Origin of the sequence: Methylobacterium sp. J-043, from assembly GCF_022829505.1 — a bacterium.
Lineage (GTDB): Bacteria > Pseudomonadota > Alphaproteobacteria > Rhizobiales > Beijerinckiaceae > Methylobacterium > Methylobacterium extorquens_A.
The window spans coordinates 93,098-118,347 of sequence record NZ_JAKSYB010000065.1 but is presented as its reverse complement, the minus strand read 5'-3'; the positions used below and the strand labels follow the sequence as shown (position 1 = coordinate 118,347).

The 25,250-nt window shown below is 68.8% G+C and carries 22 protein-coding genes; 10 read left to right on the top strand and 12 right to left on the bottom strand.

Translation table 11 applies throughout. From position 1 onward, the window contains the following. Positions 1-166 precede the first annotated feature (166 nt). Together MKK50_RS21725 and MKK50_RS21720 are read left to right on the top strand one after the other, a co-directional pair. Positions 167-1,072: a metallophosphoesterase gene (locus MKK50_RS21725; protein ID WP_499025261.1), complete on the top strand. Its 906-nt coding sequence runs from the start codon at positions 167-169 to the stop codon at positions 1,070-1,072. 35 nt (positions 1,073-1,107) lie between these two features. After that, positions 1,108-1,371, top strand: coding sequence for a YARHG domain-containing protein (locus MKK50_RS21720; RefSeq protein WP_253372200.1), 264 nt, complete (start codon positions 1,108-1,110; stop codon positions 1,369-1,371). A gap of 130 nt (positions 1,372-1,501) precedes the next feature. On the opposite strand, the gene MKK50_RS21715 is transcribed toward MKK50_RS21720, so the two are convergent. The 4 genes from MKK50_RS21715 to petA all read right to left on the bottom strand — a co-directional run bounded on the left by MKK50_RS21715 (position 1,502) and on the right by petA (position 5,375). Next, on the bottom strand, positions 1,502-2,377 hold the full coding sequence (locus MKK50_RS21715) for an S-methyl-5'-thioadenosine phosphorylase (protein WP_499025260.1): 876 nt from the start codon (positions 2,375-2,377) through the stop codon (positions 1,502-1,504). A 207-nt stretch (positions 2,378-2,584) separates the two neighbouring features. Continuing rightward, the gene (locus MKK50_RS21710; RefSeq protein ID WP_499025259.1) at positions 2,585-3,478 is read right to left on the bottom strand and encodes a cytochrome c1; all 894 of its coding nucleotides are present in this window, start codon (positions 3,476-3,478) and stop codon (positions 2,585-2,587) included. Between the two features lie 21 nt (positions 3,479-3,499). Then, a complete protein-coding gene (locus MKK50_RS21705) occupies positions 3,500-4,792 on the bottom strand; it encodes a cytochrome b (RefSeq protein WP_253372205.1) in 1,293 nt (430 codons plus the stop codon). A gap of 34 nt (positions 4,793-4,826) precedes the next feature. Beyond that, complete coding sequence (petA, locus tag MKK50_RS21700) at positions 4,827-5,375, bottom strand: ubiquinol-cytochrome c reductase iron-sulfur subunit (protein WP_253372207.1); 549 nt, start codon at positions 5,373-5,375, stop codon at positions 4,827-4,829. 406 nt (positions 5,376-5,781) lie between these two features. Between petA and MKK50_RS21695 the strand changes: the two genes are divergently transcribed. After that, positions 5,782-7,062: an O-acetylhomoserine aminocarboxypropyltransferase gene (locus MKK50_RS21695; protein WP_499025256.1), complete on the top strand. Its 1,281-nt coding sequence runs from the start codon at positions 5,782-5,784 to the stop codon at positions 7,060-7,062. A gap of 3 nt (positions 7,063-7,065) precedes the next feature. Here MKK50_RS21695 and MKK50_RS21690 read toward each other — a convergent pair whose 3' ends face one another. From MKK50_RS21690 to MKK50_RS21680, 3 genes are read right to left on the bottom strand one after another with little or no spacing between them, the layout of a single operon-like run. Then, entirely contained in the window at positions 7,066-7,923 is an 858-nt protein-coding gene (locus MKK50_RS21690) for a formyltransferase family protein (protein WP_499025254.1), read from the bottom strand. Then, complete coding sequence (locus MKK50_RS21685) at positions 7,923-8,690, bottom strand: SDR family NAD(P)-dependent oxidoreductase (RefSeq protein ID WP_499025253.1); 768 nt, start codon at positions 8,688-8,690, stop codon at positions 7,923-7,925. Before MKK50_RS21685 ends, MKK50_RS21690 begins: the two co-directional genes overlap by 1 nt. Positions 8,691-8,745: 55 nt before the next feature. After that, positions 8,746-10,053 (bottom strand): capsule polysaccharide biogenesis protein, encoded by a 1,308-nt coding sequence (locus tag MKK50_RS21680; RefSeq protein WP_499025252.1) that lies wholly within the window; start codon positions 10,051-10,053, stop codon positions 8,746-8,748. A 362-nt stretch (positions 10,054-10,415) separates the two neighbouring features. Between MKK50_RS21680 and MKK50_RS21675 the strand changes: the two genes are divergently transcribed. The 4 genes from MKK50_RS21675 to MKK50_RS21660 all read left to right on the top strand — a co-directional run bounded on the left by MKK50_RS21675 (position 10,416) and on the right by MKK50_RS21660 (position 16,675). Further along, positions 10,416-12,362: a capsular polysaccharide export protein, LipB/KpsS family gene (locus MKK50_RS21675; protein ID WP_499025250.1), complete on the top strand. Its 1,947-nt coding sequence runs from the start codon at positions 10,416-10,418 to the stop codon at positions 12,360-12,362. A gap of 7 nt (positions 12,363-12,369) precedes the next feature. Continuing rightward, positions 12,370-13,878, top strand: a complete 1,509-nt coding sequence (locus MKK50_RS21670; RefSeq protein ID WP_499025249.1) for an LTA synthase family protein — start codon at positions 12,370-12,372, stop codon at positions 13,876-13,878. A gap of 181 nt (positions 13,879-14,059) precedes the next feature. Further along, positions 14,060-15,232, top strand: a complete 1,173-nt coding sequence (locus MKK50_RS21665) for a polysaccharide biosynthesis/export family protein (RefSeq protein WP_499025247.1) — start codon at positions 14,060-14,062, stop codon at positions 15,230-15,232. Positions 15,233-15,550: 318 nt separating this feature from the next. Beyond that, on the top strand, positions 15,551-16,675 hold the full coding sequence (locus MKK50_RS21660) for a branched-chain amino acid ABC transporter substrate-binding protein (RefSeq protein ID WP_499025246.1): 1,125 nt from the start codon (positions 15,551-15,553) through the stop codon (positions 16,673-16,675). Between the two features lie 9 nt (positions 16,676-16,684). Here the strand turns inward: MKK50_RS21660 and MKK50_RS21655 are convergent, their stop codons facing one another. Beyond that, positions 16,685-17,260 carry a tyrosine phosphatase family protein gene (locus MKK50_RS21655; protein WP_499025244.1) on the bottom strand — a complete coding sequence of 192 codons (576 nt, stop codon included), beginning with the start codon at positions 17,258-17,260 and terminating at the stop codon, positions 16,685-16,687. A 134-nt stretch (positions 17,261-17,394) separates the two neighbouring features. On the opposite strand from MKK50_RS21655, the gene MKK50_RS21650 reads away from it, so the two are divergent. Then, positions 17,395-18,525, top strand: coding sequence for a TRAP transporter substrate-binding protein (locus MKK50_RS21650; protein ID WP_499025242.1), 1,131 nt, complete (start codon positions 17,395-17,397; stop codon positions 18,523-18,525). A gap of 526 nt (positions 18,526-19,051) precedes the next feature. Beyond that, a complete protein-coding gene (locus MKK50_RS21645) occupies positions 19,052-20,455 on the top strand; it encodes a deoxyribodipyrimidine photo-lyase (RefSeq protein ID WP_499025241.1) in 1,404 nt (467 codons plus the stop codon). A gap of 36 nt (positions 20,456-20,491) precedes the next feature. Here the strand turns inward: MKK50_RS21645 and MKK50_RS21640 are convergent, their stop codons facing one another. Together MKK50_RS21640 and mtgA are read right to left on the bottom strand one after the other, a co-directional pair. Next, complete coding sequence (locus MKK50_RS21640; protein WP_499025239.1) at positions 20,492-21,097, bottom strand: GyrI-like domain-containing protein; 606 nt, start codon at positions 21,095-21,097, stop codon at positions 20,492-20,494. Between the two features lie 83 nt (positions 21,098-21,180). Continuing rightward, positions 21,181-21,966, bottom strand: coding sequence for a monofunctional biosynthetic peptidoglycan transglycosylase (gene mtgA / locus MKK50_RS21635; protein ID WP_499025238.1), 786 nt, complete (start codon positions 21,964-21,966; stop codon positions 21,181-21,183). Between the two features lie 36 nt (positions 21,967-22,002). Between mtgA and MKK50_RS21630 the strand changes: the two genes are divergently transcribed. Next, positions 22,003-22,965 (top strand): polyprenyl synthetase family protein, encoded by a 963-nt coding sequence (locus tag MKK50_RS21630; protein WP_253372240.1) that lies wholly within the window; start codon positions 22,003-22,005, stop codon positions 22,963-22,965. 4 nt (positions 22,966-22,969) lie between these two features. On the opposite strand, the gene MKK50_RS21625 is transcribed toward MKK50_RS21630, so the two are convergent. Beyond that, positions 22,970-23,398, bottom strand: a complete 429-nt coding sequence (locus MKK50_RS21625; RefSeq protein ID WP_499025341.1) for a thiol-disulfide oxidoreductase DCC family protein — start codon at positions 23,396-23,398, stop codon at positions 22,970-22,972. Between the two features lie 20 nt (positions 23,399-23,418). Further along, positions 23,419-25,107, bottom strand: coding sequence for a thiamine pyrophosphate-binding protein (locus MKK50_RS21620; protein ID WP_499025236.1), 1,689 nt, complete (start codon positions 25,105-25,107; stop codon positions 23,419-23,421). Positions 25,108-25,250 lie beyond the last annotated feature (143 nt).

The following is a 25,250-nucleotide window of genomic DNA, read 5'->3' as shown; positions in this document are numbered from 1 at the left end:
GTTTTGCCCGGTGGGGGAAGGGTCTTGAAGGGTCTTGCTTGAGGGGGCTTGCTGAAGGGTCCTGGCGGCGATCCCGCGTGAACCGCCCCGGGACGCCGCTCGGCGTCATCCGCCGGTCATGCCGGCGCGCCAGCCTGCCTGGGCTCACCGATGCCGAGAAGCCGCCATGCTGTCCCGCCGTTCCGTCCTCGCCGCCAGTGCCGCGCTCCTTGCCGGCCGCGCCGGAGCCGCCGACGGGCCCCTACGCTTCGGCGTGATCGCCGATCCGCAATATGCCGAGGCGCCGCCCAACCTGACGCTCGGCCGCTACTACGCCAACAGCCTCGACAAGATGCGCGCAGCGGTCGCGACCCTGAACGGGGAGGATCTGCGCTTCGTCATGACGCTCGGCGACATCATCGACCGCGACGTGGAGAGCTACGAGAAAATCCTGCTGATCTACCGGACGCTGCGACAGGAGACCCGGTTCCTGCTCGGCAATCACGATTTCCAGGTGGCGCCCGAACATCTCGGGCGGGTGCCGGGCCTGCTCGGCATGGAGGGCCCGTACTACGACTTTGCGGTCGCCGGCATCCATTTCATCGTACTCGACGGCAACGATGTCTCGCTGTTTGCCCCACCACCGGACGATCCGCGCCGGAGGCTGGCGGCGGAGCGCCTGGAGCAGGCCAATGCGGCCGGCCTCGTCAACGCCAAGCCCTGGAATGGGTCGCTCAGTGAGTCACAGTTCACGTGGCTGGAGCGCCGGCTGGCGGCGGCGCGGAAGGCCGGCGAGCGGGTCGTCGTGCTCAACCATTACCCCATCGCGCCCGACAACCCGCACAATCTCTGGGATGCCGGCCGGATCACGGGGCTGCTCGCGGGGCAGCCGCATGTCATCGCCTATTTCAACGGCCACAATCATGCGGGCAATTACGCCGAGCGCGACGGAATCCACTACGTCAACTTCCACGGCATGGTAGACACGGCGGACAGCTCGGCGTTTGCCGTGGTGGAGATCGCGGGCGACCGACTGGAAATCCGCGGGTTCGGCCGCGAGCCGAGCCGCTCACTGACCCTCAAGACCGCCTGAGGACGCCCGTGCTCCGACGGCTCGGAGCCCCATCGATGCGTTTCCTCGCCGCGGCCATTCTCGTGTCGCTCACGGCCTCGCCCGCCCTGGCGGCCTTCCCCTGCGACGAGCTGTGGGGCGAGCGCAACGCGATCTACAAGGATGCGGGCTACTGCTTCCGCACCGAGCGGGCGATCCGCGCCTTCGGCAATTCCGGCTGCAAGTACGACGCGCTGGCCGATGTGCCGCTCTCCGCCCGCCAGCGCGCCGACATCGCCGATATCCAGCGCCAGGAACGCGAGAACGGCTGCGCACGCTGATGTCTTCTGAAGCCGCCCGCCGTCACGGCGAGTGGAGCGAAGCCGTCGAGGGCCGCAACGCAACCGGGTAAGACGCCCGGCTTGAAACGTCGCGGCCCGGATCGATTCGGCTCCGCCCCGCGATGACGGTTCAGCCCTTCAGCACACGCCCGGCCACCGCGTCGAGCTTGGCCAGCAGCTCCGGATCACGGTGCGCGGGCGCCGTCATGATCGCGCCGTCCAGCGCCCGGTGCGAGCCCGCCGGGCAATCCTCGCGCTCCGCCGGAAAGTCGCGGGCGACGCGGGAGACGAGCTGGGCCGCCTTGTCGGCGTTGGCGCGGGCGACGGCGATCACCGAGGCGACGTCCACGCTGTCGTGGCTCGGGTGCCAGCAATCGTAGTCCGTCACCATGGCGATGGTCGCGTAGGTGATCTCGGCCTCGCGGGCGAGCTTGGCCTCGGGCATGTTGGTCATGCCGATGACGTCGAAATTCGCGGCCTTGTAGTGCTTCGACTCGGCCATCGAGGAGAATTGCGGCCCCTCCATGCAGACGTAGGTGCCGCCCTTGTGGACGGTGATGCCTTCGGCTTCCGCCGCGGCGGCGATGCGCCGCTGCAGCAGCGGCCCGACCGGATGAGCGAAGGGCACGTGGGCGACGCAGCCATTGCCGAAGAACGAGGTCGCGCGCCCGAAGGTGCGGTCCACGAACTGATCGACCAGAACGAACAGGCCGGGATGCAGCTCGTTGCGGAACGAGCCGCAGGCCGAGAGCGAGACGATGTCGGTCACGCCCGCGCGCTTCAGCACGTCGATGTTGGCGCGGTAGTTGATGCCCGTGGGTGAGAAGCGGTGGCCGCGCCCGTGGCGGGCCAGGAACACCACCTTGGTCTCGCCGATGCGGCCGATGCGCAGCGCGTCGGAGGGCTCGCCCCAGGGCGACGTGATCGCCTCCTCGCGGACATCCTCCAGGCCGGGCAGGTCGTAGACGCCCGAGCCGCCGATCACGCCGAGAACCGCTGCCGTCATGCAAGAATACCCTTGTCTATGGGCCAAGCCGAAAGGCACGCTGCGCATCTGCTGTGCGCAGGGCGCCGTCGGTCCCGGCGGTGATATTTTTTGAATGGGCCCGGATCGGTTCGTCCGGTGCTGGGGAACCTTTAACGTAGGCGTTCCCCCACACGCAAACGGGCCCGCGAGGGGCCCGTTCGTCGGTTCGACCGTGGGAGCGCTGGCTCAGTAGGTCTTGTGCAGCTCGGGCTGGAGGCCGTGCACCTCGCCGCCGACCTTCTTCCAGACCTGCTTCTTCACGTAGAACAGCAGACCCGCCAGGACGAAGAGGAACAGGATCACCCGAAGGCCCAAAGACTTGCGGGCCATCATGTGCGGCTCGGCCGCCCAGGCCATGAAGGCCGACACGTCGCGCGAGTACTGGTCCGCCGTCTCCGGCACGACCGGCTCGCCCTTGTCGTTCTTCGGGTATGTTACCTGGCCGTCGCTGATCGGCGGCGGCATCGCTATCACGTGGCCGGGATAGTATTTGTTGTAGTAGCCGCTCTCCGGCATCGTGAAGCCCTTGGGGGCGTCCTCGTAGCCGGTCAGGAGCGCGTGAATGTAATCGACGCCTTGCTCGGAATAGCCGGTGAAGGGCAGCGCATCGAACACGAAGAGCGGGAAGCCGCGCTCGTAGGTGCGGGCTTTGGCCAGCACCGAGAAATCCGGCGGCGCCTTGCCGCCATTGGCTGCCGCAGCCGCCTTGTCGTTCGGGAACGGCGACGGGAAGCGATCGGCCGGGCGGGCCGGACGCTCCTTCTCGGCGCCGGAATCGTCGAGTTCCTTGACGCTGTAGGTCTCGGCGAGCGCCTTGACCTGCCCCTCGGTGAAGCCGGGGCCACCGGGCTCCGCAAGGTTGCGGAAGGCGACGAGCCGCATGGAGTGGCAGTTGGCGCAGACTTCCTTGTAGACTTGGAAGCCGCGCTGAAGCTGCGCCTGGTCGAAGCGGCCGAACATGCCGGCGAAGGACCACTTCTCCCGCGGCGGATTGGTGCCGTGTCCGTCCTCGGCCAGAGCCGAGCCGGCACCGAGGGAGGCCGCGAGCAGGGTCGCGGCGGCGAGGCGTGCGATGCGCATCGTTGTTCTCTCCCTCAGCCCTTAGGCGCGCTTGGCGGGTTCGGCCGCAGCACCCGCGGGCATGCCGGATCCGCTTACCTGCTTGCCCGGACCGGTCACGGTCTCGAGAATCGAGCCCGGCAGGCGGTCAGGCGTCTCGAACAGGCCGACCAACGGCATGACGATGAGGAAGTGGGCGAAGTAGTAGACGGTGCAGATCCGCGAGGCGAGGACGTAGCCGCCTTCCGGGGGCTTGGCGCCGAGCCAACCGAGGATGATGGCGTTGACCAGGAACACCCAGAAGAACACCCGGTAGACCGGACGGTAGTTGCAGGAGCGGACCCGCGAGGTGTCGAGCCAGGGCGCGAAGGCCAGGATCAGCACCGCGCCGAACATCAGGATCACGCCGCCGAGCTTGTCCGGCACCGCACGCAGGATCGCGTAGAAGGGCAGGAAGTACCATTCCGGCACGATGTGCGCGGGCGTCACAGACGGGTTGGCCGGGACGTAGTTGTCGGCGTGGCCGAGATAGTTCGGCTGGTAGAAGATGAACCACGCGAACAGGATCATGAACACCACCACCGCGAACACGTCCTTGATGGTCGCGTAGGGGGTGAAGGGCACGGCGTCCTTGCTCGACTTGATCGGGATGCCGGCCGGGTTGTTCTGGCCGGTGACGTGCAGCGCCCAGACGTGCAGGACGACGACGCCGGCGATCATCCACGGCAGCAGGAAGTGCAGCGAGAAAAAGCGGTTGATGGTCGGGTTGCCGACCGAGTAGCCGCCCCAGAGCAGGCTCTGGATCGTGTCGCCTACGACCGGGATCGCCGCGAGGATGTTGGTGATGACGGTGGCGCCCCAGAAGCTCATCTGGCCCCACGGCAGGGTGTAGCCGAGGAAGGCTGTGGCCATCATCAGCAAGTAGATGATGACGCCGAGCAGGTAGAGCACCTCGCGCGGGGCCTTGTAGGACCCGTAATAGAGGTTGCGGAAGATGTGGACGTAGACCGCCACGAAGAACATCGACGCGCCGTTGGCGTGCGCGTAGCGCAGGAGCCAGCCGTAGTTCACGTCGCGCATGATGTGCTCGACGCTCTCGAACGCGTTGCTGGCGTTCGGATCGTAGTGCATCGCCAGCCAGACGCCGGTGATGATCTGGATGCCAAGGAACGCGATCAGGATCGCGCCGAAGGTCCAGAAGTAGTTGAGGTTACGCGGAACCGGGAAGGCGACGAAGGACGAGTGCACCAGCCCGACCAGCGGCAGCCGTGACTCGAACCACTTCGCGAGGCGGCTCTTGGGTACGTAGGTCGAGGTCGCGTGTGCGCTGCTCATCGGTTTGCCCGCTCCGGCTTCTCGTGTCCTGTTGTCAGGCGACCGCCTTGCCGCCCTCTTCGCCGATCTTGATCTTGGTATCGGTCTCGAAGGCGTAGGGCGGAATCGGCAGGTTGGTCGGCGCCGGGCCGCGGCGCACGCGGCCGACAGCGTCGAACTGCGAGCCGTGGCAGGGGCAGGACCAGCCCTCGTAATTGCCGGAATGGCCGATCGGCACGCAGCCGAGATGGGTGCAGTTGCCGTAGCTGACGAGCCACTGATCGTGGCCCTTCTTCACCCGGGATTCATAGGAAGCCGGGTCGATCATCTCGGAGAGCGGCACGGCCTTCATGTCCGTGACTTCCTTCTCCGTGAGCTTGCGCACGAAGATCAGCTTGCCGCGCCAGAACACGTTGACGATCTGGCCGTCCTGAATCGGGGTGAGGTCCACGTCGAGCGGCGCACCGGCCGCGACGGTCGCCGCATCGGGCGCCATCGAGGCCACGAAGGGCCACGCCACCGCGCCCGCCCCGACGGCCAATCCCGCGCCGGTCGCGAGGAACAGGAAATCTCGCTTGGTGCCCTGAGGCCCTTCGTCCGCCAAGGTGGTCCTCCCGTCAGCCGCCGCGCCGAGCCTTTCTGGGCAGCGCTCCGGCGACTCCGCCTGCGCGCACCTTGAAGGCTTTCAAATTCAAGATCTGACGCAACGGCAGACACCATCGCGCCGGGGCAATCAATGCGACCGTGGGTCACCGGATTACCGTTTGGTTCGCGCGGCTCTGTGACATGGCAGATGCGAACATGTCTAGACTGCTGCGCTTGAGCGCTGTGCAGTGCCGCAACGTTCCCTTCCGATCGTCACCCCTGCGCACCATCCCGGTGTCGCGGCCCGCATCGGAGTCCACATCCCCGAACAGCGCTCCATACCGAAGGGAGAGGTCGCATGCCACGGCGGCGCTTGCACCGCCGAAGAGCAGGAGCGTAAACGACGCGTCTTGAGGAGTTTTCCGATGACCGACCGCCAGCCCGGCTTCAACACCCTCGCGATCCACGCCGGCGCGACCCCCGACCCGGCCACGGGGGCGCGGGCGACGCCGATCTACCAGACGACGAGCTTCGTCTTCGACGACGTGGACCACGCCGCCTCGCTGTTCGGGCTCCAGGCCTTCGGCAACATCTACACCCGGATCACCAACCCGACGAACGCCGTGCTGGAGGAGCGCATCGCCGCGCTCGAAGGCGGCACCGCCGCGCTCGCCGTCGCCTCGGGCCACGCCGCCGAGTTCCTGACCATGCACGCGCTGATGCAGCCGGGCGACGAGTTCATCGCGGCCAACAAGCTCTACGGCGGCTCGATCAACCAGTTCAATCACAGCTACAAGAACTTCGGCTGGCAGGTGGTCTGGGCCGATACCGACGATCCGGATTCCTTCGAGCGGGCGATCACCCCGCGCACCAAGGCGATCTTCTGCGAATCGATCGCCAATCCCGGCGGCGTCATCACCGACATCGCCGCCCTCAGCGTCATCGCCAAGCGCCACAACATCCCGCTCATCGTCGACAACACGATGGCGACGCCGTACCTGATCAAGCCGTTCGAGCACGGCGCCGACATCGTCGTACATTCGGCCACCAAGTTCCTCGGCGGCCACGGCAATTCCATCGGCGGCCTCATCGTCGATGGCGGCACGTTCCAGTGGCAGGGCGATGCGCGCTACCCGATGCTGTCGGAGCCGCGGCCCGAATATGCCGGCATGGTGCTGGCCGAGACCTTCGGCAATTTCGGCTTCGCCATCGCCGTCCGCGTGCTTTCCCTGCGCGACCTCGGCCCGTCGCTGTCGCCGTTCAACGCCTTCCTGATCCTCAACGGCATCGAGACCCTGCCGCTCCGGATGCAGCGCCACTCCGACAATGCCCTGAAGGTGGCAACCTTCCTCGCGGACCACGCCGATGTCGATTGGGTGAGCTATCCCGGCCTCACGAGCGACCGCTATCACGCACTCGCGCAGCGCTACACGCCCAAGGGCGCGGGTGCCGTGTTCACCTTCGGCCTCAAGGGCGGCTACGAGGCGGGCGTCAAGTTGGTCTCGAACCTCCAGCTCTTCAGCCATCTCGCCAATATCGGCGACACCCGCTCGCTGGTGATCCATCCGGCCTCGACCACGCATCGCCAGCTCACGGACGAGCAGAAGCGGGCGGCGGGCGCCGGCCCCGAGGTCGTCCGCCTCTCGATCGGCATCGAGGATGCGCAGGATCTCATCGACGATCTCGACGCCGCCCTGCGGGCGTGAGCCTCACGCCTTGCGGGACAGCGTCGCTGCGTCCCGCAGGTCCTGCCCATCGGTAAGGAACCGACCCTCACGGCGCATCCGCGCCAACAGCGCCCGGTCGGGGAAGCCGCAATAGGGCAGCACCGGAACGGTTCGACCCGCCGGAATCGCCCCTTCGGCGGCAATCTCGCCGAGCACGCGATCGACCATGAGGCGGCCGTGCTCGTGCAGCCGCACGGCCGCGCGGGTGGCGGTGGTGCCATCGGGCAGCGCGACGGCGTCCTGGGCCAGGATCGCCCCGGCATCGATCGTGGGCGCGAGGCGGTGAACGGTGACGCCGAACGCCCCCTTCCCGTCCGCCAGCGCGTGGATCGTCGGCACGGGCCCGCGATGGAGCGGCAGCAGGCTCGGATGGAGGTTGATCCCGCCGAGCCGAGCACGCTTGAGCGTGGCCGCGGACAGAATCTGGTCGAAGTGGAAGGTGACGATCAGGTCAGGCGCGTGCGCCGTGAAGCTTCTGGCGACATCATCGCCGTTCACGTCATCGACCCGCAGAGTCAGAATTCCGAGCCCGTGACACAGAGCGGCAAGCGGCGTCGCCTCGGGCGTCCCGCGGCTGCCGCCGAGGCGCTGGGTGAGGGGCGCGAGCGGGCGGAGCAGGTCCGGCAGCCCGAAATTCACACCGAGATAAGGAAGGAAGCCGGGGCCGGACCGAGCCAGATGCCGCCGGACCTGACCGACGAGCCCACCGGTCGCCGGCCGCTCGGCGTTGGAGAGGCCGACGAAAGCGATCGCACCGGCGTGATCCGCCACGAAGCGACGCACCGCGCGGGCGTTCGGCAGCGCCTCCAGGGCGAACAGGGCGATCCGGAGGGGCGGCATCACCGCCGCGGCCGGTTACGGAATCGAAAGCCGCTCAGCCCGGCGCTGCGCAGCCATTCGGGCACCAACAGCGCGCCACGGGCGAGCGCGGCGAGGATCGCCGGGAAGGCGATGACGTCCTGATTGCGCTCCAGCCCGCGGGCGATGCGGGCGGCGGCCTCGTCCGCCGTCATTTCAAGGGGGCGCCAGCCCTTGATCACGCCGCCCATCGGCGTCTTGACGTAGCCCGGCGTCACGACGCTGAGGCGCACACCGAGGGGCTTCAGCTTCTGGCGGAGCGCGAGACCGTGGGCGAGCAAAGCCGCCTTGGCGCCGCTATAGGCCGGTGCGTCGGGCAGCGGCGCGTAGGCGGCCAGGGAAGAAATCAGCGCGATCTGCCCCCGGCCGCGCCCGCTCATCAGGGTCACGCAGGGCAGCATCACGTTGAGCGCGCCGGTGAGATTGATATCCGCCGTCTCGAAGGCCGTCGCCTCCGTCTCCAAGCCGCCGGATGGGTGCCCCCCGTTGACCGCCGCGTTGACGATGACGAGATCGAGAGGTGTCGCCGCATCAGTCTCGCGGATCCAGGCGCCGACCGCCTCCCGCTCACGCACGTCGATCAGCCGCGTCAGCACCTCGGCGCCTCGCGTCCGGCAATCCTGCGCCACCGCCTCCAGCCGCTCCCGGTCGCGGCCCGTGAGCCTGAGGCTCGCGCCGGTCCCGGCGTAGAAGCATGCGAGGGCTGCGCCGATGCCGCTGGAGGCACCGGTGATCAGGATGACGGTCAAGGAGAGGGGTCTTTCCGCTGAGGAGCCGGGTCGTGACCGTGTCGAAGGCCGGCGGTCAAAAGGCGGGGGAGAGGCTTCCGTCGCGCCCGGCCTGCTCCAGCGTGTCGCGGGCGGCCGCCAGCGCGGCTGGCGGAAGTGCCGCCTCGAGACGCGGCACGGCGCCGGCCACGGCCCGCTCGATCGCCGAGCGGGAGAAGTAGCCGCCGTTGATCTGGGTACGGTTCATGACGACCCGGAAGAAATCCTGCATCAGTGCGGCGTCGGGTGCCTGCGGGTTACTCCAAAAGGTGTCGATGTCGCCCTGATGGGTCAGGCCCGGCATGTTGTAGACCGCCGAGCCGAAGGCCAGCGTCGGCCGTCCGCGCTCGAGGGCGAGCATCCCGACGGTGGAGTTCACCAGAACGACGCCGCGGCTGCCGTCGATGAGCTTGGGCAGGTCGCCACCGTCGATGAAGTCGAGCCGGTCGTTGCAGCCGTGGCGCTTGGCCGATTGGCGGGCGCGCTTGCGCCAGTTCATGATGCCGCTGTCGAGCGGGTGCAGCTTCACCAGGAGCCGCGTCGGCGCCTGCGAATGCTTGGCGAAGGAGGCGATCACCCGGTCCATGAAGCCCTCGACACCGAGGAACGGCGAATGGACGCGGATCTGGTAGTCGCTGTCGAGCTGGAGCGGCAGCAGGAAATAATCGGCGTTGATCGCGTGGTAGATCTCGTTCACCCGCGCCGCCTCGCGGCGGGTGCGGCGGCGGCGTACGAACTTCCGGATCCAGCCGGCATACTCGGCGGCGATGTGGTTCGGCCGGTGGGTGCGAAAGCCCGGATAGAGGTACGGAAAGCCGATATTGGCGATGTTGAAGCCGATATCCCACAGGCTGCGCCGGCCCATGTCTCCGGTCAGCGGCATGGCCCGTCCGGGCTGCGGCAGCTTGCGCGCCAACTCCCGGATCTCCTCAGCCCGCTTCGGCAGGGTCGAGTTGCCGTTCACCCCGCCCGCCTCGCAGGTGATCCAGTAGGGCCGGATGTAGCCCTCCTCGAACACGTGGATGCGCACGCCCATCGGCTTGGCGACGAGCACCGCAGCCTGATGGTAGGGCCGGCAATCGCCGAACAGCACGATGTCGGTGACGGCGTGCGTGCGGATATAGGCTTCGAGGTAGGCGTCCCAGCCGTCGCGCTTGCCGCGGTAATGGTCGGCGGGGAAGGGCCAGAACAACCAGTCGCCGGCCGAGAAGTTGATGCGGCGGACACCGTGGCCGCGCTCGCGCAGAGCGTTTCCGAGGACCGAGAAGAACGGGGACGCGATCCCCTGCAGGAACAGGAACGTGGCGGCGCGGGGGCCTATGGCATGGGCACGAGGCTGCGACATTCCCAGGCGCTCAATCCCTAGTCGTGAAGCGGTGTGCGTTGCACCATCCGGCCGAACGCCTCTCACATCAGCCCCGCGAACGACAACCGCTGCGCGAAGCAACCGAGGGGATTTGCAGCCTCCGTTGCCGATCGATCACGCCACGACTGTGACGATCAGTCGAGGCACCTCTCGCGCCAGATTGCGGCTCCGATATGTCAGGTGCAAATCCATCCCCGGAAAAGTGCATTCTTCACAGCCGTAGCCGAAGCGCGCCGTACCGACGGTATCGCCGCATGGGAAGTTGCAGCCCATGTTCGAACCGGCCTGGGCCAAGGACGGGGCTTGGGCTATGGAGCGGGCCTCACCATGATCGACAGGCCATGACCGACCTGCGCCCCATCGAGCCGCACGGGGATACCGGGCTGCCCCGCTCCTACCTGCCGCTCGGCCGGACGGTCCGGCTTCTGCGCGCGCAGATCGAGGCGGCAACGGGTGCGTCGCTGACCTTCCGCTCCCCCGGCCCGCCGGCTTTGTGGTCTGCCGCGGCGGACGGCAAGGCGGTTCTGCGGGTCGCGCCGGGCCCGCTCCTCAGCCCTTACGATTCGCCGGAGGCCGGCCTTTCGAGCCTTCGCCTCAGCTATGCCGGCCAGCCCCTCGGAGGCGAGCCCCCCTCCCCGGATTTCGGCGACCTTCTGCGCGCGCGCGGGCTCGCCGGCTTCAACCGGTTCGCCCGCTCGCTTCCGGATGTCGCGGCGGACCTCTTCTCGGGAGAAACGCGGCCCGCCCTCGCCCTGATCGATCCGCAAACCGCCGCCTCGGGCGCGACCCTGCGACGTTTCCTGACACGGCTTCTCACCGAGAATCCGGGGACGCGCTTCGTCGCCGCCGGCCCCGACGGATGTCCGCCGGACGGGGCGCCCACCGATCCGCGGCTCACCGTGATCGCCGCACCGGCCGATCCGTGGCTGCTGTTTCCCCTCGCGGCGCGCATCCACGTGGCGCGGTGGGATGCGGCATGCGAGCCGGCGCTGACCGGCTTCGAGGCCCATTGTCCCGACCCTGCCGCGGGTCCGCGCCCGGCGGATGCGGCGGCGTTCCTGGCGCTCCGTTACGGCATCGGCGTGCACGGCTTCGATCCGTGGACGCGCCGGCCGATTCCGCTCGCGGATGCGGTGGAACGCGTGGCGTGGCTGCGCGACCGTTTCCTCGGCAATGAGCGCCGCGTCGTCCTCGTCGGCGTGTCCGGCTGGAAGCGCGCCGCGCTCGATGTCTTCGCCACCGGGCCGGCGGGAGCACCGCTCCACACGATGACCGCGGGCGAGGCGGTGGCGCTCGCCCGCGCGCAGGGCGGCCGGGTCCAGGCTTGGGCGACCCGCTGCCCGGAACAGCTTCCGCGCCTCTGCGCGGAGGCCGGTCTGCCCTTCGCGCGGATCGAGGACGGATTCCTGCGTTCGGTCGGGCTCGGCGCCAGCCTGGAGCCGGGCGCCTCCATCGTCGTGGACGATCTCGGCATCTACTACGACCCGCGGGTGGAGAGCCGGCTCGCCCGCACGCTGAAGGAAGCCGAGTTCCCGGCCGGGTTGACCGCTCGCGCCGCTGCCCTGCGCGAGTCGATCGTGGCGCGGCGCCTGAGCAAGTACAATGTCGGCCTCGAAGGCGTCGGCGAGGACTGGCCCACGGACCGGCGAATCGTGCTGGTGCCGGGCCAGGTCGAGGACGACGCCTCGGTGCTGACCGGTTCGCCGCAGGTGCGCGGCAACCTCGCCCTGCTGCGGGCCGCCCGCGCCCGGAACCCGGACGCGTTCCTGCTCTACAAGCCGCATCCCGATGTCGAGGCCGGGTTCCGGCCCGGCACGATCCCGGAGGAGGAGGTGCGGCGGCTGGCCGACCGCGTCGTCGGCGGCCTCTCCATCGTCGACCTGCTGGACCGGTGCCACCACGTCGAGACCATGACCTCGCTGGCGGGCTTCGAGGCCTTGATTCGCGGATTGAGCGTCGCCGTCCACGGCCGCCCCTTCTACGCGGGCTGGGGGCTGACCGAGGATCTGGCACCGGGGGCCGACCGCGGCCGCACGCTGTCCCTCGACGCCCTGGTGGCGGGAGCGCTGATCCTCTACCCGCTCTATCTCGATCCGGTGGCGATGAAGCCGTGCACGCCGGAGCAACTCCTCGACCGGCTCAGCGAAGCTCGGGCCGCAGCGCCGCCCTCGCGTCTCGCCCTCGGCGCGGTCCGTCACGCGACGATGCGGCTGCGGTACGCCCTGATCAATCCGGTCATTCGCCGCCTGCGCGCCCGCCGCGGCGTACGCAGTGAATCCGGCCGCTGAGACGGCCATGAGCCTCGCGACCCATCTCGTGCCTCTCGCGGTTGCGCTCACCGGCGCCTTCGCCATCGAAGCGGCGGCCTCGTCGCAACGCCCGAGCCTCCGGCCGGGGGATCTGGCGATCCGGGCCGCCGGCTACGCGCTGATCACGCTGTTCTGGTTCCAATTCTCGTGGCGGCCCTGGCTCGCGACCTCCTCCTGCCTGCTGACTCTCGCCATCCTCTCGGTGGTGGACCGGCTGAAGCGCCGGGTGATCGGTGAGCCGGTGGTGTTCAGCGACCTCGCGCTGCTCGCGCAGGTGCCACGCCACCCTCAGCTCTATTACACCCTGCCGCTCACCGACCTTCGGATCGCCGGGCCTCTGCTCCTCGGCGTTGCCATCGTTGTCGCTTGGTACGTCCTTGAACCCGCCGCGCTGCCGAGCGGGACGAGCGCATCCATCCTCGCGATCCTCGGCCTACCGGCGGCGCTGGCGGCTCTCGCGCTCGCGGGCCTGACGCCGCCGGGGCAGAGGGCCTTGCGCCACATCTTCCCGCAGCCCGACCTCGCCCGCGACGTCGCCCGCTACGGGCTCGTCGCGACGATGATGGGCTACGGGCTGCGCCGCCTCGGCGAGGACGATGCGCTGCCGGTGCCGGTGCCGGTGCCGGTGCCGGTGCCGGCGTATGGTCACGGCAGCCCCGACGACGAGGTCATCGTGGTCGTCCAGCTCGAATCCTTCCTCGATCCGGCCCGTCTCGGCGGTCCGGATCTTCCGGCGATGGCGCGGATCCGGGCGCAGGCGGCACAGTACGGCCGGCTCGCGGTGCCGGCGCACGGCGCCTACACCATGCGTTCCGAGCACGCCGTGCTCACCGGCCTCGGCCCCGAAAGCCTCGGCTTCGGCCGCTACGACCCCTACCTCGCGCGCAAGGGCGAGGAGCCGACCAGCCTCGCCCGGCGCGCCCGCGCCGCCGGGTTCGAGACGGTGTTCGTGCATCCGTTCCACCGCGACTTCTTCGATCGGGCTCGGGTGTTTCAGCGCCTCGGCTTCGAGCGCCTCGTCATGGAGGAGGATTTCTCCGATGCCCCTCGGATCGGCCCCTATATCGGCGACGTCGCCGTCGCCGATCGCATCCTGGCGGAGGTGGCAAACGGCCAAGGGAGCAAGACGGGGCGCACGTTCGTGTTCTCCGTCACGATGGAGAATCACGGGCCCTGGAAGCCCGGCCGGCTCACCGGCATCGACGAGCCGCTCGCGCAGTACCTCCACCATGTCGCCCATACCGGCCAAGCGATCGAGCGGCTGATCGACGGACTCGCCGGGCGGCGGGCGACGCTCTGCGTGTTCGGTGACCATGCGCCGTCGTTGCCCAACCTCCGCCCGCCGGAGTCCGGCCCGATGGCGACGGACTACGCGCTGTTCCGTTTTGGCCGGGCGGGCGGCCCGGCACCCGCCCGGATCGATCTCACCGCGGCCGAGCTCGGCTGTGTCCTGCGGGACGCCGTCACCCCGAAACGTTCAGGATTTGGGGGATAAGCGTAGCCGTGCCACGGTGGTGACGCATTGCTGCGTGAGCCCTCGCCGGCCGTCGGCGCATCGTACGCGTCAATCAAGATCAGGCCGGGGCCCGTATTCAATGAATCGCAGTGACTGCGTGGCTACCGGGAAGGGGACGGACGTGGCTCTACGCCCTGCCCCGCCCCGGATGGAGTCTCCGATGAAGTGCGCTGCGGCCCTGGCGATCCTTGCCGCCTCCCTGGCGCTTCCGGGATGCTCGGTCCTTCCGGCCGCGGGGCCGACCACCTCGGCGATCGAGGGCGGCGCCGACGTCGCCACCGCCGAGGGCCTGTTCGCCCGCTACGAGATCATCGACATCACCCCCGCCCTCGTCGAGGCCCTGCGCACCCGCCCCCTCGACAGCCTCCTCGTCACCTTCGGCGACCATCGCCCCTCGGTCGAGCCGGTGATCGGCGTCGGCGACTCGGTGGCGGTTCAGGTCTGGGAGGCCGGGGCCGGCGGTCTGTTCTCCGGCCCGCTCGTCTCCGACCGCTTCTCGGCGGGCTCCAAGTCCGCCACGATCCCCGAGCAGGTGGTCGGGCCCGATGGCGGCATCACCGTTCCTTACGCCGGCCGGATCAAGGTCGTCGGACGCCGCACCCAGGACGTCCAGGCGCTGATCGAGACCGAACTCGCCGGCAAGGCGATCCAGCCGCAGGTGCTCGTTTCCGTCACCAAGCCGGTCTCGCAATCGGTCACCGTCTCCGGCGAGGCGGCCATGGGCAAGCGCGTGCCGCTCTCGGGCCGCGGCGACCGCTTGCTCGACGTCATCGCCCAGGCCGGCGGCGTGCGCACCCCGGTGGCCGAGACCTTCGTGCGCCTGTCGCGCGGTAACCGCACCGTTACCGTGCCGATGACCACGGTGGTCTCCAACCCGCGCGAGAACATCTTCGTGCGTCCCGACGACACCCTGACCCTGGTGCGCGATCCGCAGACCTTCCTCTCGGTGGGCGCACTCGGCAACACCACCGAGGTGCCGTTCACGGCGGACGGGCTGACGCTGTCGCAGGCGCTGGCACGGGCCTCCGGTCTGCGCGAGACCCAGGCCGATCCGGCGGGCGTGTTCATCTTCCGCTACGAGCCGGCAGCGGTGGTGCGGCGGCTGCGGCCGAACTCGCCGCTCCTGGCCTCACCGCAGGTGCCGGTGGTGTACCGGGTGAACCTGCGCGACGCGCAGGGGATGTTCCTGACCCAGAGCTTCCGCATGCGGAACCGCGATCTCATCTACGTATCGAGCTCGCCGTTCGCGGAACTGGGCAAGGTACTGAGCGTGTTCTCCACCGTGGCCTCGCCCATCGCGGCGGGCGCCTCGATCTACACCGTCACGCGGTAAAGCATCGTCCCGAAAGGTGGTCGCCGGCCTTCGGAAACAGACGATGCAAGAACGAAAGCCTAGCGCATCGTCCGGGTGGCGTGTGGTTGCGGATGGACCCTGCACGTTCGCTCCCCCGCGAAAGTCCGCCCCGTTTCGTCGAGATCGCGACTTGCCAAAGGCCCAGCCCGCGTCATTCCATGCAGCGAAGGTGATGTCGGATGCGCGGCTGTGCCGGCCCCGGAACGGGAGCCTGCACAGGATGGCTGTCCTGACAGACGACAACGGTCCGGACCGGCAGACCTTGGCAAAGGGGCAGCGGGCTGGGAAAGAGGCGCCATGACGGTCCGACGCCCCCACGCCCTCGGTTCGGCCTCGCTCGCGCTGCTGGCCGGGCTCCTCCTCTCGGCCGCGCCGGCCGCGGCGGAGGTCAAGGTCGGCGTCGCGGTGCCGCGCACCGGGCCCTACGTCACCGTCGGCGCTCAGGTTCTGCGCGGCGTCGAGGCGGCGGCGCGGGATGCCAACGCGAAGGGGGGCATCGACGGCGAGCTCATCGTGCTCGACGTGCAGGACGATTCCTGTGATTCGAATCAGGCTGTGGCGGTGGCCAACCATTACGTGAACGCGGGCGTGCGGCTCGTTGTCGGCCATGTCTGCTCGAATGCGTCGCTTGCAGCCTCCGATGTCTACGCCGCCAACGGAATCGTGATGATCACCGCGGCCTCGGTCGCCGCCAAGCTGACCGATCGCGGCCTGCCGACGATCTTCCGGGTCTGCGGCCGGGACGACGACCAGGCCAAGCTCTCGGCGGCGATCCTGGCCGAGCGGTTCCGCGACCGGAGAATCGCTATCCTCAACGATCTGTCGCCGGCCTCGCGCACCCTCGCGGCGGCGACCAAGGACAATCTCAACCGCATCGGCGTCAACGAGGCGATGGCGACGGCCTTCCAGCCGAGCGATGCGGACGACGTGGCCCTCGCCGACCGATTGAAGGCGGCGAATATCGACGTGGTCTATTACGGCGGCGACGCGCAGGAGATGGGCCGGCTGGTCCGCATCGCGGCCGAACGGGGCTTTCGCCCGCAATGGTTCGGCACCTCGGCCATTGCCACGCCGGACTTCGCCAAGATCGCCGGCCCTGCCAGCAACGGCGTGCTGATGACCTTCTATCTCGATCCGAGCCGCAAGCCGGAGGCGCAAGGCGTGGTGGCCGAGTTCAAGGCGCACGGCGTCGAGGCCGACGGCTCGATGATCTACGGCTATGCCGCGCTCCAGACGCTGGTGGAGGCCGGTAACTTCGCCCACAGCACGGAGCCAGCGCCGATCGCCAAGGCCCTGCACGGCGAGCGCTTCGATCTGGTGCTCGGACCCGTCGGCTTCGACAACAAGGGCGACATCACCGCCCAGGGCTACGTGCTCTACGTCTGGCGCGACGGCAACTTTACGCCGGCCAAATCGAACTGAAGCGGACCGTCAGTCCCGCAGGGCCGCGTCCACTTCCGCGCCGCGGCCGAGGTCGCGCATCACTTGATCGAGATGCGGGCGCTTGCGCAATTGCAGCGCGTGCAGACGGCGCACCGCCTCGCTGAGGCTGCCCTGCCGCCCGAGCATCTCATCGGCAAATGCGATCATGCGCGCGTTCGGCCACGCCTTCTCCCGCTGCGCGTGGAGGCGGGCGATCAGGTCTTGCGCCGACGTGTCGGGCTCGGCCTCAGCGAACAGGGTCGCGAGTGCGGCGGTCGAGCGCGAGATGCCGACATGGCAGTGGACGAGGATGTGGATCTCGCCGCCATCGGCGATGGCGTCACGGCCGAAGGCGAGGATCTTCTCGACGTCCTCGCGCTCCGGCAGGACGACGCCCGGCGCCGGCTCGATGGCGTCGTGGAAGCGCAGGATGGTGCGCCGATGGGTGCCGTAGGCACCGAACGCCTCCGGGTCCGCCCGATCGGGATCGAGGATCGACAGGACGTGGCTGACGCCGCGGGCCTGGTGCTCGACGAGTTCGTCGAGGCCGCAGACGGTGTGGAGGTGGAGCTTTTCGGTGTTCACGTCGAGCCTGCTATCACGCCGCGCCACGCGAGGCGACCGGGCGTGCCCCGGTTTCCGGATGGCGGGCTTCACGTGTATGGCAACGGTCGGCCCACGGAAGGGCGTTCGAGCGATCGGGACGAGCCGGGAGATCCATGGAAAAGCCCCTGCCGAAGTCCGTGCCGAAATCCTTGCAGCGCCGCGCCGTGCTGACCGCCGGCCTCGGTGCCGGATTGAGCGCCGGAACGCTGGCGAGCCCGGCCCAGGCCCAGCAACCCGCGCCGGAGCTGCGCTGGCGCCTGGCCTCGGGCTATGCGCGCAACCTCGACATCCTGTTCGGCGCCTCCGAGAGTCTTGCGAAAGCGGTGGCCGAGGCGACCGACGGGCGCTTCCAGATCCAGGTCTCGGCCGCGGGCGAGTCGGTCCCCGCCGAGGGGCTGCTCGACGCAGTCGGCGGCGGCAAGACCGAGATGGGCCACGCCCCGGCGAGCTTCGGCATGGCGAAGAACTCAGCCTTCGCCCTCGCCACCGCGATGCCGTTCGGGCTCAACGCCCGCGGCCAGAACGCGTGGTGGCTCCAGGGCGGCGCGGCGGAGTTGTTCGTCGAGATCTTCGCCAAGAACGGATTGGTGGCTTTGCCCGGCGGCAATACCGGGGCGCAGATGGGCGGCTGGTTCCGCAAGGAGATCAAGACGGTCGGCGACCTCCAAGGTCTCAAGCTGCGCATCGGCGGGCTCGGCGCCACGGTGCTGGCCAAGCTCGGCGCGGCCGTGCAGGCGACGCCGGGGCCGGAAATTTATGCCGCGCTGGAGAGCAAGGCGCTCGATGCGGCCGAATGGATCGGCCCGCACGACGACGAGAAGCTCGGCCTCCAGAAGATCGCGCCGGTCTACCATTATCCCGGCTTCTGGGAGGGCGGCGCGCTCCTGCATTTCTGGATCAACGCCGACGCCTGGAAGGGCCTGCCCAAGTCGTACCGGGCCATTCTTCAGGCCGCCGCGGCGCAAGTGAATGCCGACGTCCAGGCCCGCTACGACGCGCGCAACCCGCAGGCCCTGCGCCGGCTCGTTTCTGGCGGCGCGCAGCTGCGTCCCTTCCCGCAGGACGTGATGGAAGCCGCGCTCAAGGCCTCGAACGAGGTCTATGCCGACCTCTCGGCCAAGAACCAGGACTTCAAGCGGATCTACGACGCGATGAAGACCTTCCGGAACGAGGAATACCTCTGGTTCCAAGTGGCCGAATACACCTACGACAACTTCATGATCCGCGCCCGCGCCCGCGGATAATCGCCCCCGGACTCAGGACAAAAAAAAGCCGCCCGTGAGGGCGGCCCGAAGTCTAGGGAGGAAACGCCCAAGGAGGGCAGCGGGAGACAGACGCCGTCTGCGCTCCCGCAATGCACAAAATGATCTTTGCCCTGAATTTTGCAAGACGCTTGGCCGGCAATGGTCGCGTTTGCGCGTGCGGAGGCACACGTCGGCCGGGGTCTGTCACTCAAATGCCGCATATGAATTCGAGGCCTGGATGCAATGGATCGCCGCGATCTATGCAGTAAATTGAACTGTGCCCATTGTTTTCGCGCACGACAAATTCCTGAACGGGTTGGCGATTTCTGATCCGCAGCCGGCGACGCACGGAGGCGGGGAGCGCGTCGGGCCGAGCCCGATGCAACGTTCTTGGCGCTGACGCATTCCCTGCCCCGAACGGGACGTCCGACCCGCGAAATGGAAGGCGGGGCCCGAATCGGCGCGTCCGGTTGCCTCGGCGGAGATGGACCGAACAGAAGCAGCCGAGACGGGGCGTTTTCGAACCATGGCGATCCAACCGGCCCGCATCCGGGTGCTGAACGACGTTCCGCCACGCGAGGGCGCCGATCACGTGCTGTACCTGATGCAGCAGGCCATGCGCGTTCCGTTCAATCCGGCGCTGGAACTCGCGATCGAGGAGGCCAACCGCCTCGAACTCCCGCTTCTCGTCTGCTTCGGCCTGCTCGACGGCGCCAACGGCTTCCCCGAGGCCAATGCCCGGCACTACGCCTTCCTGCTCCAGGGGCTCGCCGACGCGGCCGCCGCCCTGGAGAAGCGCGGCATCGCCTTTTTCGTACGCCGGGCGACGCCCGCGGAGGTCGCCGTCGACCTCTCGGACAAAGCCGCGCTGCTGGTGCTCGACCGCGGCTACCTCGCGATCCAGAAGCGTTGGTACGATGAGATCGGACGCGCGGCGCAAGGCCGGATCGTCCAGGTCGAGGGGGATGTGGTGGTGCCGGTCGAGACCGCCTCGACCAAGCACGAATACGCCGCCCGCACCCTGCGCCCGAAGCTGCGCAAGCTCTGGGACGATTACCTCGAACCCGTCAAACCGCGCAGGGTCGATCACCCGGCCGAAGGGCTACTCAAGCGCTTGAAACTGAAGGACGGGCTCGACGTCTCGGACCCGGACAAGCTTCTCGCGAAGCTGACGCTCGACACCACGGTCGGCCCGGTGAAGCGCTTCCGCGGCGGCTACACCGAGGCCGCCGGGCATCTCAAGCGCTTCGTGAAGGACGCGTTCGCCGGCTACGGCGCCGGCCGCAACAAGCCGGAGGCGGGGGCGGCCTCCCACATGAGCCCCTACCTGCATTTCGGGCACATCTCGCCGGTCGAGATCGCACTGGCGATCCGCACCGCCAAGGACGGCGACCCCGACGACCGCTCGGCCTATCTCGAGGAGTTGATCGTCCGGCGCGAACTGGCGATGAACCACGTCTTCCACACCCAGGGCTACGACGACTACGCCCACGCCGTGCCCGACTGGGCCCGCAAGACGCTGGCTGAGCATGCCGACGACGAGCGCCCGAAACTCTATTCCGAAGAGGAACTGGCGGAGGGGAAGACCCACGACCATTACTGGAACGTCGCCATGCGCGAGATGCGCGAGACCGGTTACATGCACAACCAGCTCCGCATGTACTGGGGCAAGAAGATCCTCGAATGGTCGCCCTCCCCGGAGGAGGCGTTCGCCCGGACGCTGCGGCTCAACAACCGCTACTTCCTCGATGGGCGCGACGCGAACTCCTTCACCAACGTTGCCTGGATCTTCGGGCTGCACGACCGCCCTTGGCAGACCCGGAAGATTTTCGGGAGCGTGCGCTACCAGAGCGAGAACTCGCTCAGGAAGTTCGACGCGAAGGGCTACGAGCGGGCGGTGACGCAGCTGTGCGAGGCGGAGAAGGGTTGAGGCGAAATCCGACGACGTGCGTCGCCTCCGAGGCTCCTACCGGATGGGCTGGCGCAGGATCGTCTTCAGTTTGGCGGGCTCCGTCTTGCGGGGATCGCTGAGATAGATCTCGTGATGCGGGCCGTTGAAGGTCACGCCCCGACTCGGCATGACCTCGTCGTGCAGGTGCTTCAGTGTCGGACCTTCGTCGTCGTATCGCCCGATGTGCAGGATTTGGAGCGCCCTGCCCTCGTCGTAGGGCTCGAAGCGCATCGCGTTCGGCGGCGCTCCGAGCTTGTCACCCATCTTCGTCGCGGCGGCCTCGAACATGGTGTCCGTGACGAAATCAGGAGCTGAGATCATGACGGTCCAGCGCCAACTTTCCTTCTCGCGCCGAACGAAGCTGCCGGGATCGTCGGCCCACCAGAGCGCCTCCAACGGCGGCACGACATAGTCCTGTCCGAGGGACTTGGCAGCGAACTTCATCGCGTAGCTGACGCCGTAGAGCCACGTGACCGCCGTGCGGTAGGACTCGGCGACATTGGGGTCGCCCTCGCCATCGACTTTGACGAAGGTCCGGGTCGGAACGTGAATTTCGGCAAACTCCCGCGTCGGTGCGCTGTAGAGTTTCTTGAAGCGCTTCTTCAGGTCGATCTTGTCCATGGATCGGCGACATCCCTCGGCACGATTGCGGTCAGGTGCCCCGGCGCTGGCCGGCCCGCTCGCCAGAGACCGGGCTCCGCCGGTCAGCGCTTCAAACATCCCATCAGCCCATCCACCTGACCCATCCGGCTCTGGATGCGCCCGGCGATCGCCCGCACCCCGCGGGTCGGTTTGCCGGCGCTGCGCAGGATCGGGTTCGGCAGCACGGCGGCAAGCAGGGCCGCCTCGCCCCGGGTCAGGTCGCGTGCGCTCTTGCGGAACCAGTGGCGGGCGGCGGCCTCGGCCCCGAAGATGCCCTCCCCCCACTCGGCGACGTTGAGATAGATCTCCATCGTCCGGCGCTTGCCCCAGACCGCGTCGGCCATCACCGCAAGCGGGATTTCGAGCCCCTTGCGGATGTAGGAGCGGCCCGGCCACAGGAAGACGTTCTTGACCGTCTGCATGGTGATGGTCGAGGCGCCGCGGCTCGGGCCCTCCTCGTCGTCCACCACGTCACGCAGGGCGCCCCAATCGACGCCGTTATGCAGGCAGAAGCGCTGATCCTCGGAGGCCATCACCGCCTGGACCAGGGCGGGCGCGATCGCCTCCAGCTTCACACTGTCCCGCTGCGCGCCCTGAAGCGTCAACCAACGGCCCAGCATCAGGGTTGAGGGCGGGGTCGCCACGCTATAGACGAGCGCGAGCGTGAGCGTGAAGGCAAGAATGGCAATGGGAGCGAGCGTGATCAGGGTGGCGGCGCGCCGCAGCCCGGTTCGACGCCTCGGGGCGGGGTTCCGCGGCGCGGGAGTCCTCGCGAGGGGCTTCGGCGAAGGAATCCTTCGCAGGTCGCGCCCGTGCCGTTCCGCCTCGCTGTCCTCCGGCACCGCCACGTCGCGTCCGCCCCTCCCCGATCCAGGCCCCTTCCGATGACCTCAACGCAGGCTTCCCACCCCTCGGTCAAGGCGGACGCCTATACGGGTGACTTTACCCACAGGCTCGCTGGGGTCGCCGACACCGTCGAGACCTTCCTCGTTGATCTGCTCGGGCCGACCCTGCAAGAGGGCGAGATTGCCCGGCCGCCCCGGCTGATGGAGGCGATGCGCCACGCCGTGCTCGGCGGCGGCAAGCGCCTGCGGCCGTTCCTCGCCATCGAGACCGCGCGGATGCTCGGCGGGGCCGAGGATGCCGCGCTCGCGGCCGGCGCCGGCGTCGAACTCGTCCACTGCTACAGCCTCGTCCACGACGACCTGCCGGCGATGGACGACGACGACCTGCGCCGCGGCAAGCCCACCGTCCACAAGGCCTTCGACGAGGCCACCGCGATCCTCGTCGGCGACGCGCTTCAGACGCTGGCCTTCGAGGTGACCGCCGACCCGCGCTGGCAGCCCGATCCGGCGATCCGGGCCGAACTCGTGCTCGGCCTCGCCCGCGCCTCCGGGCTCGGCGGCATGGTCGGCGGCCAGCTTCTCGACCTCTCGGCCGAGGGGCGCTTCGGCCCGGCCACCATGGATATCGACGACACCCTGCGGATGCAGGCGATGAAGACCGGCGCGATCCTCGCTTTCTCGGTCGAGGCCGGCGCTCTCGTCGGCGGCGCGAATGCGGACGAGCGGGCGGCACTGCTGCGCTACGGCAAGGCATTGGGCCAAGCCTTCCAGGTCGCCGACGACATTCTGGACCGCGAGGCCTCCCCGGAAGCGATGGGCAAGGCCACCGGCAAGGACAAGGAGGCTGGCAAGGCGACGCTGGTCGACCGCCTCGGCCTCGACGGCGCGCGGGCGGAGTGCGACCGGCTGGTGGCGGTTTGCGAGGAGGCGGTCGCCCCCTGGGGCGAGCGGGCGCAGGTGCTCAAGGATGCCGCCCGGTTCACCGTGGCACGCAAGGCCTGATTCCTTACTCTGGTTGCGGCGGGTCCGCCGGCCGCACGCCGTGGAAGCGGTGCTGCTGGTCCGGCGGCACCCGGGCGCAATCCTCTCGACGGCCGAACCAGCGATAGCGGTATCGTGCGACGAAGCCGTAGAGGCGATCACGCAGCGGCGTCGGAACGATCCCGAACACCCGGCACCAGCGCCAGGGCGCCTTGAGATACCCCGCCACGGCGAGCGCGGCATCCGAACGCGTCAGCGCCCGCCCATCCTGAACCAGCAGGAAGGTGCCGTTGAGATCGGCTTCGGTGAAGCCGTGGCGGGCGGCGAGGTCGAGCCCCTCGCCGGACCACGCGCCCATGAAGTGCAGGCTGTGGCTGCGCTCATGCGCCAGCACGAAGCGCAGCATCCCGGCGCAGAGCACGCAATCCGTGTCGAAGACGAGGGTCGGCGGCATCGGCCGGGCTACTGAGGCCGTCACGCGGCGCTGACGACCACTTCCACGAGGTTCGGCGCGCCCGAACGGATACCCGCCTCGACCGCACCGGCGATGTCCGCCGCCCGCTCGACCCGCCGGGAAGGCACGCCCATCGAAGTGGCGAGCGCCAGGAAGTCGATGCGCGGCTCGGTGAGGTCCATGGCGATGAAGCGGTTCGCCCGCACCGAGGCGTAGTGCATCTGCGATTTCATGAACTGCTTCAGGATGTTGTACTCGGCATTGTTGATGACGACGAAGGTCACCGGCAGCCCCTCGTGCGCGGCGGTCCAGAGCGCCTGGGGCGAGTACATCGCCGCGCCGTCGCCGACGATGCAGACCACCGGCGCCCGGTCGAGCCCGAGCGAGAAGCCGACCGAGGCGGGCATGCCCCAGCCGAGCACGCCGCCGCGGATCGATGAATACTGCCGTGTCCAGGTGCTGTGCAGGATCGTGCGCAGATGCCCGAGCGTCGCCGGTGCCTCGTCGATGATCGCGACATCGGAGCCCACGACGCGCGCGATCTCCCAGGCGGCGACGAGGGGGTGAATGACCGGATCGGCGAAGGCGGCCTGCGCCTTGGCCGCCAGGGCGGCCCGGCGCGCGTCGTAGGCGGCGACGGCCTCACGGCGCAGGCGGGCATAGGTCTCGGCACGGGGCGCGAGCCGTGCTTCCAAGAGCGGCAGCAGCACGTCGAGCGAAGCGCGGACGTTGCCCACCGTCGAGAGTTGCGTCGCGTAGGTGCGGCCGAGGTCGCGTGCATCGGCCGAGAGCTGGAACACCTGCGTGCCGGGGGGGACGGCCGAGCCTTCGGTGTAGAGGACGGTGATGAGCGACTTGCCACCGAGCGCGAACACCGCGTCGTAGCGGCCCAGGATCTCGGCGATGCCGCTCGCCTTGGTCGGCAGGTTGCCCATCCAGAGCGGGTGAGCGGTCGGGAACGGGATATGCGCCGGCCAGGACGAACCATAGACCGGTGCGGCGAGAAGGTCGGCGAGCCGCACCGCCTGGGCCGAGGCGTCGCTGGCATCGACCTCGTCGCCGGCAATCAGCGCAAGCCGCCCCGGCGCGATGCCCGTGAGATAGTCCGCGAGCCGGTCGAGGGAGCCGGCCACCGCGTGGTGGTCGATATTCGAAGCCTCCCCGAGCGGCGCGGAGGTCATCGCCTCCATCACGTCCATCGGCAGCGACAGGAAGACCGGCCCGGAGGGCGCCGCCGCGGCATCGTTGAAGGCGCGGCGCAAGAGCACCGGAAGCTGGTCGGCATGCGTCACCTCGCGCGCCCACTTCACGGTCGGCGCGGCGATGGTGGTCAGGTCACCGAACAGCAGCGGATCGGTGATGACGTGCCGCGAATCCTGCTGGCCCGCCGTGACGACGAGCGGCGTGCCGGAGATCTGGGCGTTGAGCAGGTTGCCCATGCCGTGGCCGAGGCCGCCGGCCGTGTGCAGGTTGAGGAAGCCCGGCCGGCGTGCGCCCTGCGCGTAGCCGTCGGCCATGGCGACGGCGCTCGCCTCCTGAAGGGCGAGCACGTAGGCGATGTCGGGCGCGTCCGTCAGCGCATCGATCAGCGGCAGCTCGGTCGTGCCGGGATTGCCGAAGATGTACCGGACGCCCTCCGAGCGCAGCACCTCCAGCAGAACGTCGGCCCCGCGCCGCTCGGACTGGGAGTCGAGTGTCGTGACCGTCATGGCCTGCTCCTTACCGCACCTTCGAGAGGCAATCTGAGTACGCATCACCCGCGCCGGGACGATGTCCGGCCCGGCGACGGGTGTTCAAGGTCTCTCGAACATCGACGGCGCCACGGGGGACATCCATCCCTCTGTCGAACGCG

Coding starts and splice junctions, on each gene's coding strand:
- MKK50_RS21640 (WP_499025239.1), bottom strand. CDS start 21,097: ATGGACAAGATCGACCTGAAGAAGCGCTTCAAGAAACTCTACAGCGCA.
- MKK50_RS21630 (WP_253372240.1), top strand. CDS start 22,003: ATGACCTCAACGCAGGCTTCCCACCCCTCGGTCAAGGCGGACGCCTAT.
- MKK50_RS21645 (WP_499025241.1), top strand. CDS start 19,052: ATGGCGATCCAACCGGCCCGCATCCGGGTGCTGAACGACGTTCCGCCA.
- MKK50_RS21620 (WP_499025236.1), bottom strand. CDS start 25,107: ATGACGGTCACGACACTCGACTCCCAGTCCGAGCGGCGCGGGGCCGAC.
- MKK50_RS21625 (WP_499025341.1), bottom strand. CDS start 23,398: ATGCCGCCGACCCTCGTCTTCGACACGGATTGCGTGCTCTGCGCCGGG.
- MKK50_RS21690 (WP_499025254.1), bottom strand. CDS start 7,923: ATGCCGCCCCTCCGGATCGCCCTGTTCGCCCTGGAGGCGCTGCCGAAC.
- MKK50_RS21650 (WP_499025242.1), top strand. CDS start 17,395: ATGGAAAAGCCCCTGCCGAAGTCCGTGCCGAAATCCTTGCAGCGCCGC.
- MKK50_RS21715 (WP_499025260.1), bottom strand. CDS start 2,377: ATGACGGCAGCGGTTCTCGGCGTGATCGGCGGCTCGGGCGTCTACGAC.
- MKK50_RS21665 (WP_499025247.1), top strand. CDS start 14,060: ATGAAGTGCGCTGCGGCCCTGGCGATCCTTGCCGCCTCCCTGGCGCTT.
- MKK50_RS21710 (WP_499025259.1), bottom strand. CDS start 3,478: ATGCGCATCGCACGCCTCGCCGCCGCGACCCTGCTCGCGGCCTCCCTC.
- MKK50_RS21675 (WP_499025250.1), top strand. CDS start 10,416: ATGACCGACCTGCGCCCCATCGAGCCGCACGGGGATACCGGGCTGCCC.
- MKK50_RS21720 (WP_253372200.1), top strand. CDS start 1,108: ATGCGTTTCCTCGCCGCGGCCATTCTCGTGTCGCTCACGGCCTCGCCC.
- MKK50_RS21725 (WP_499025261.1), top strand. CDS start 167: ATGCTGTCCCGCCGTTCCGTCCTCGCCGCCAGTGCCGCGCTCCTTGCC.
- MKK50_RS21680 (WP_499025252.1), bottom strand. CDS start 10,053: ATGTCGCAGCCTCGTGCCCATGCCATAGGCCCCCGCGCCGCCACGTTC.
- MKK50_RS21670 (WP_499025249.1), top strand. CDS start 12,370: ATGAGCCTCGCGACCCATCTCGTGCCTCTCGCGGTTGCGCTCACCGGC.
- MKK50_RS21660 (WP_499025246.1), top strand. CDS start 15,551: ATGACGGTCCGACGCCCCCACGCCCTCGGTTCGGCCTCGCTCGCGCTG.
- MKK50_RS21705 (WP_253372205.1), bottom strand. CDS start 4,792: ATGAGCAGCGCACACGCGACCTCGACCTACGTACCCAAGAGCCGCCTC.
- MKK50_RS21695 (WP_499025256.1), top strand. CDS start 5,782: ATGACCGACCGCCAGCCCGGCTTCAACACCCTCGCGATCCACGCCGGC.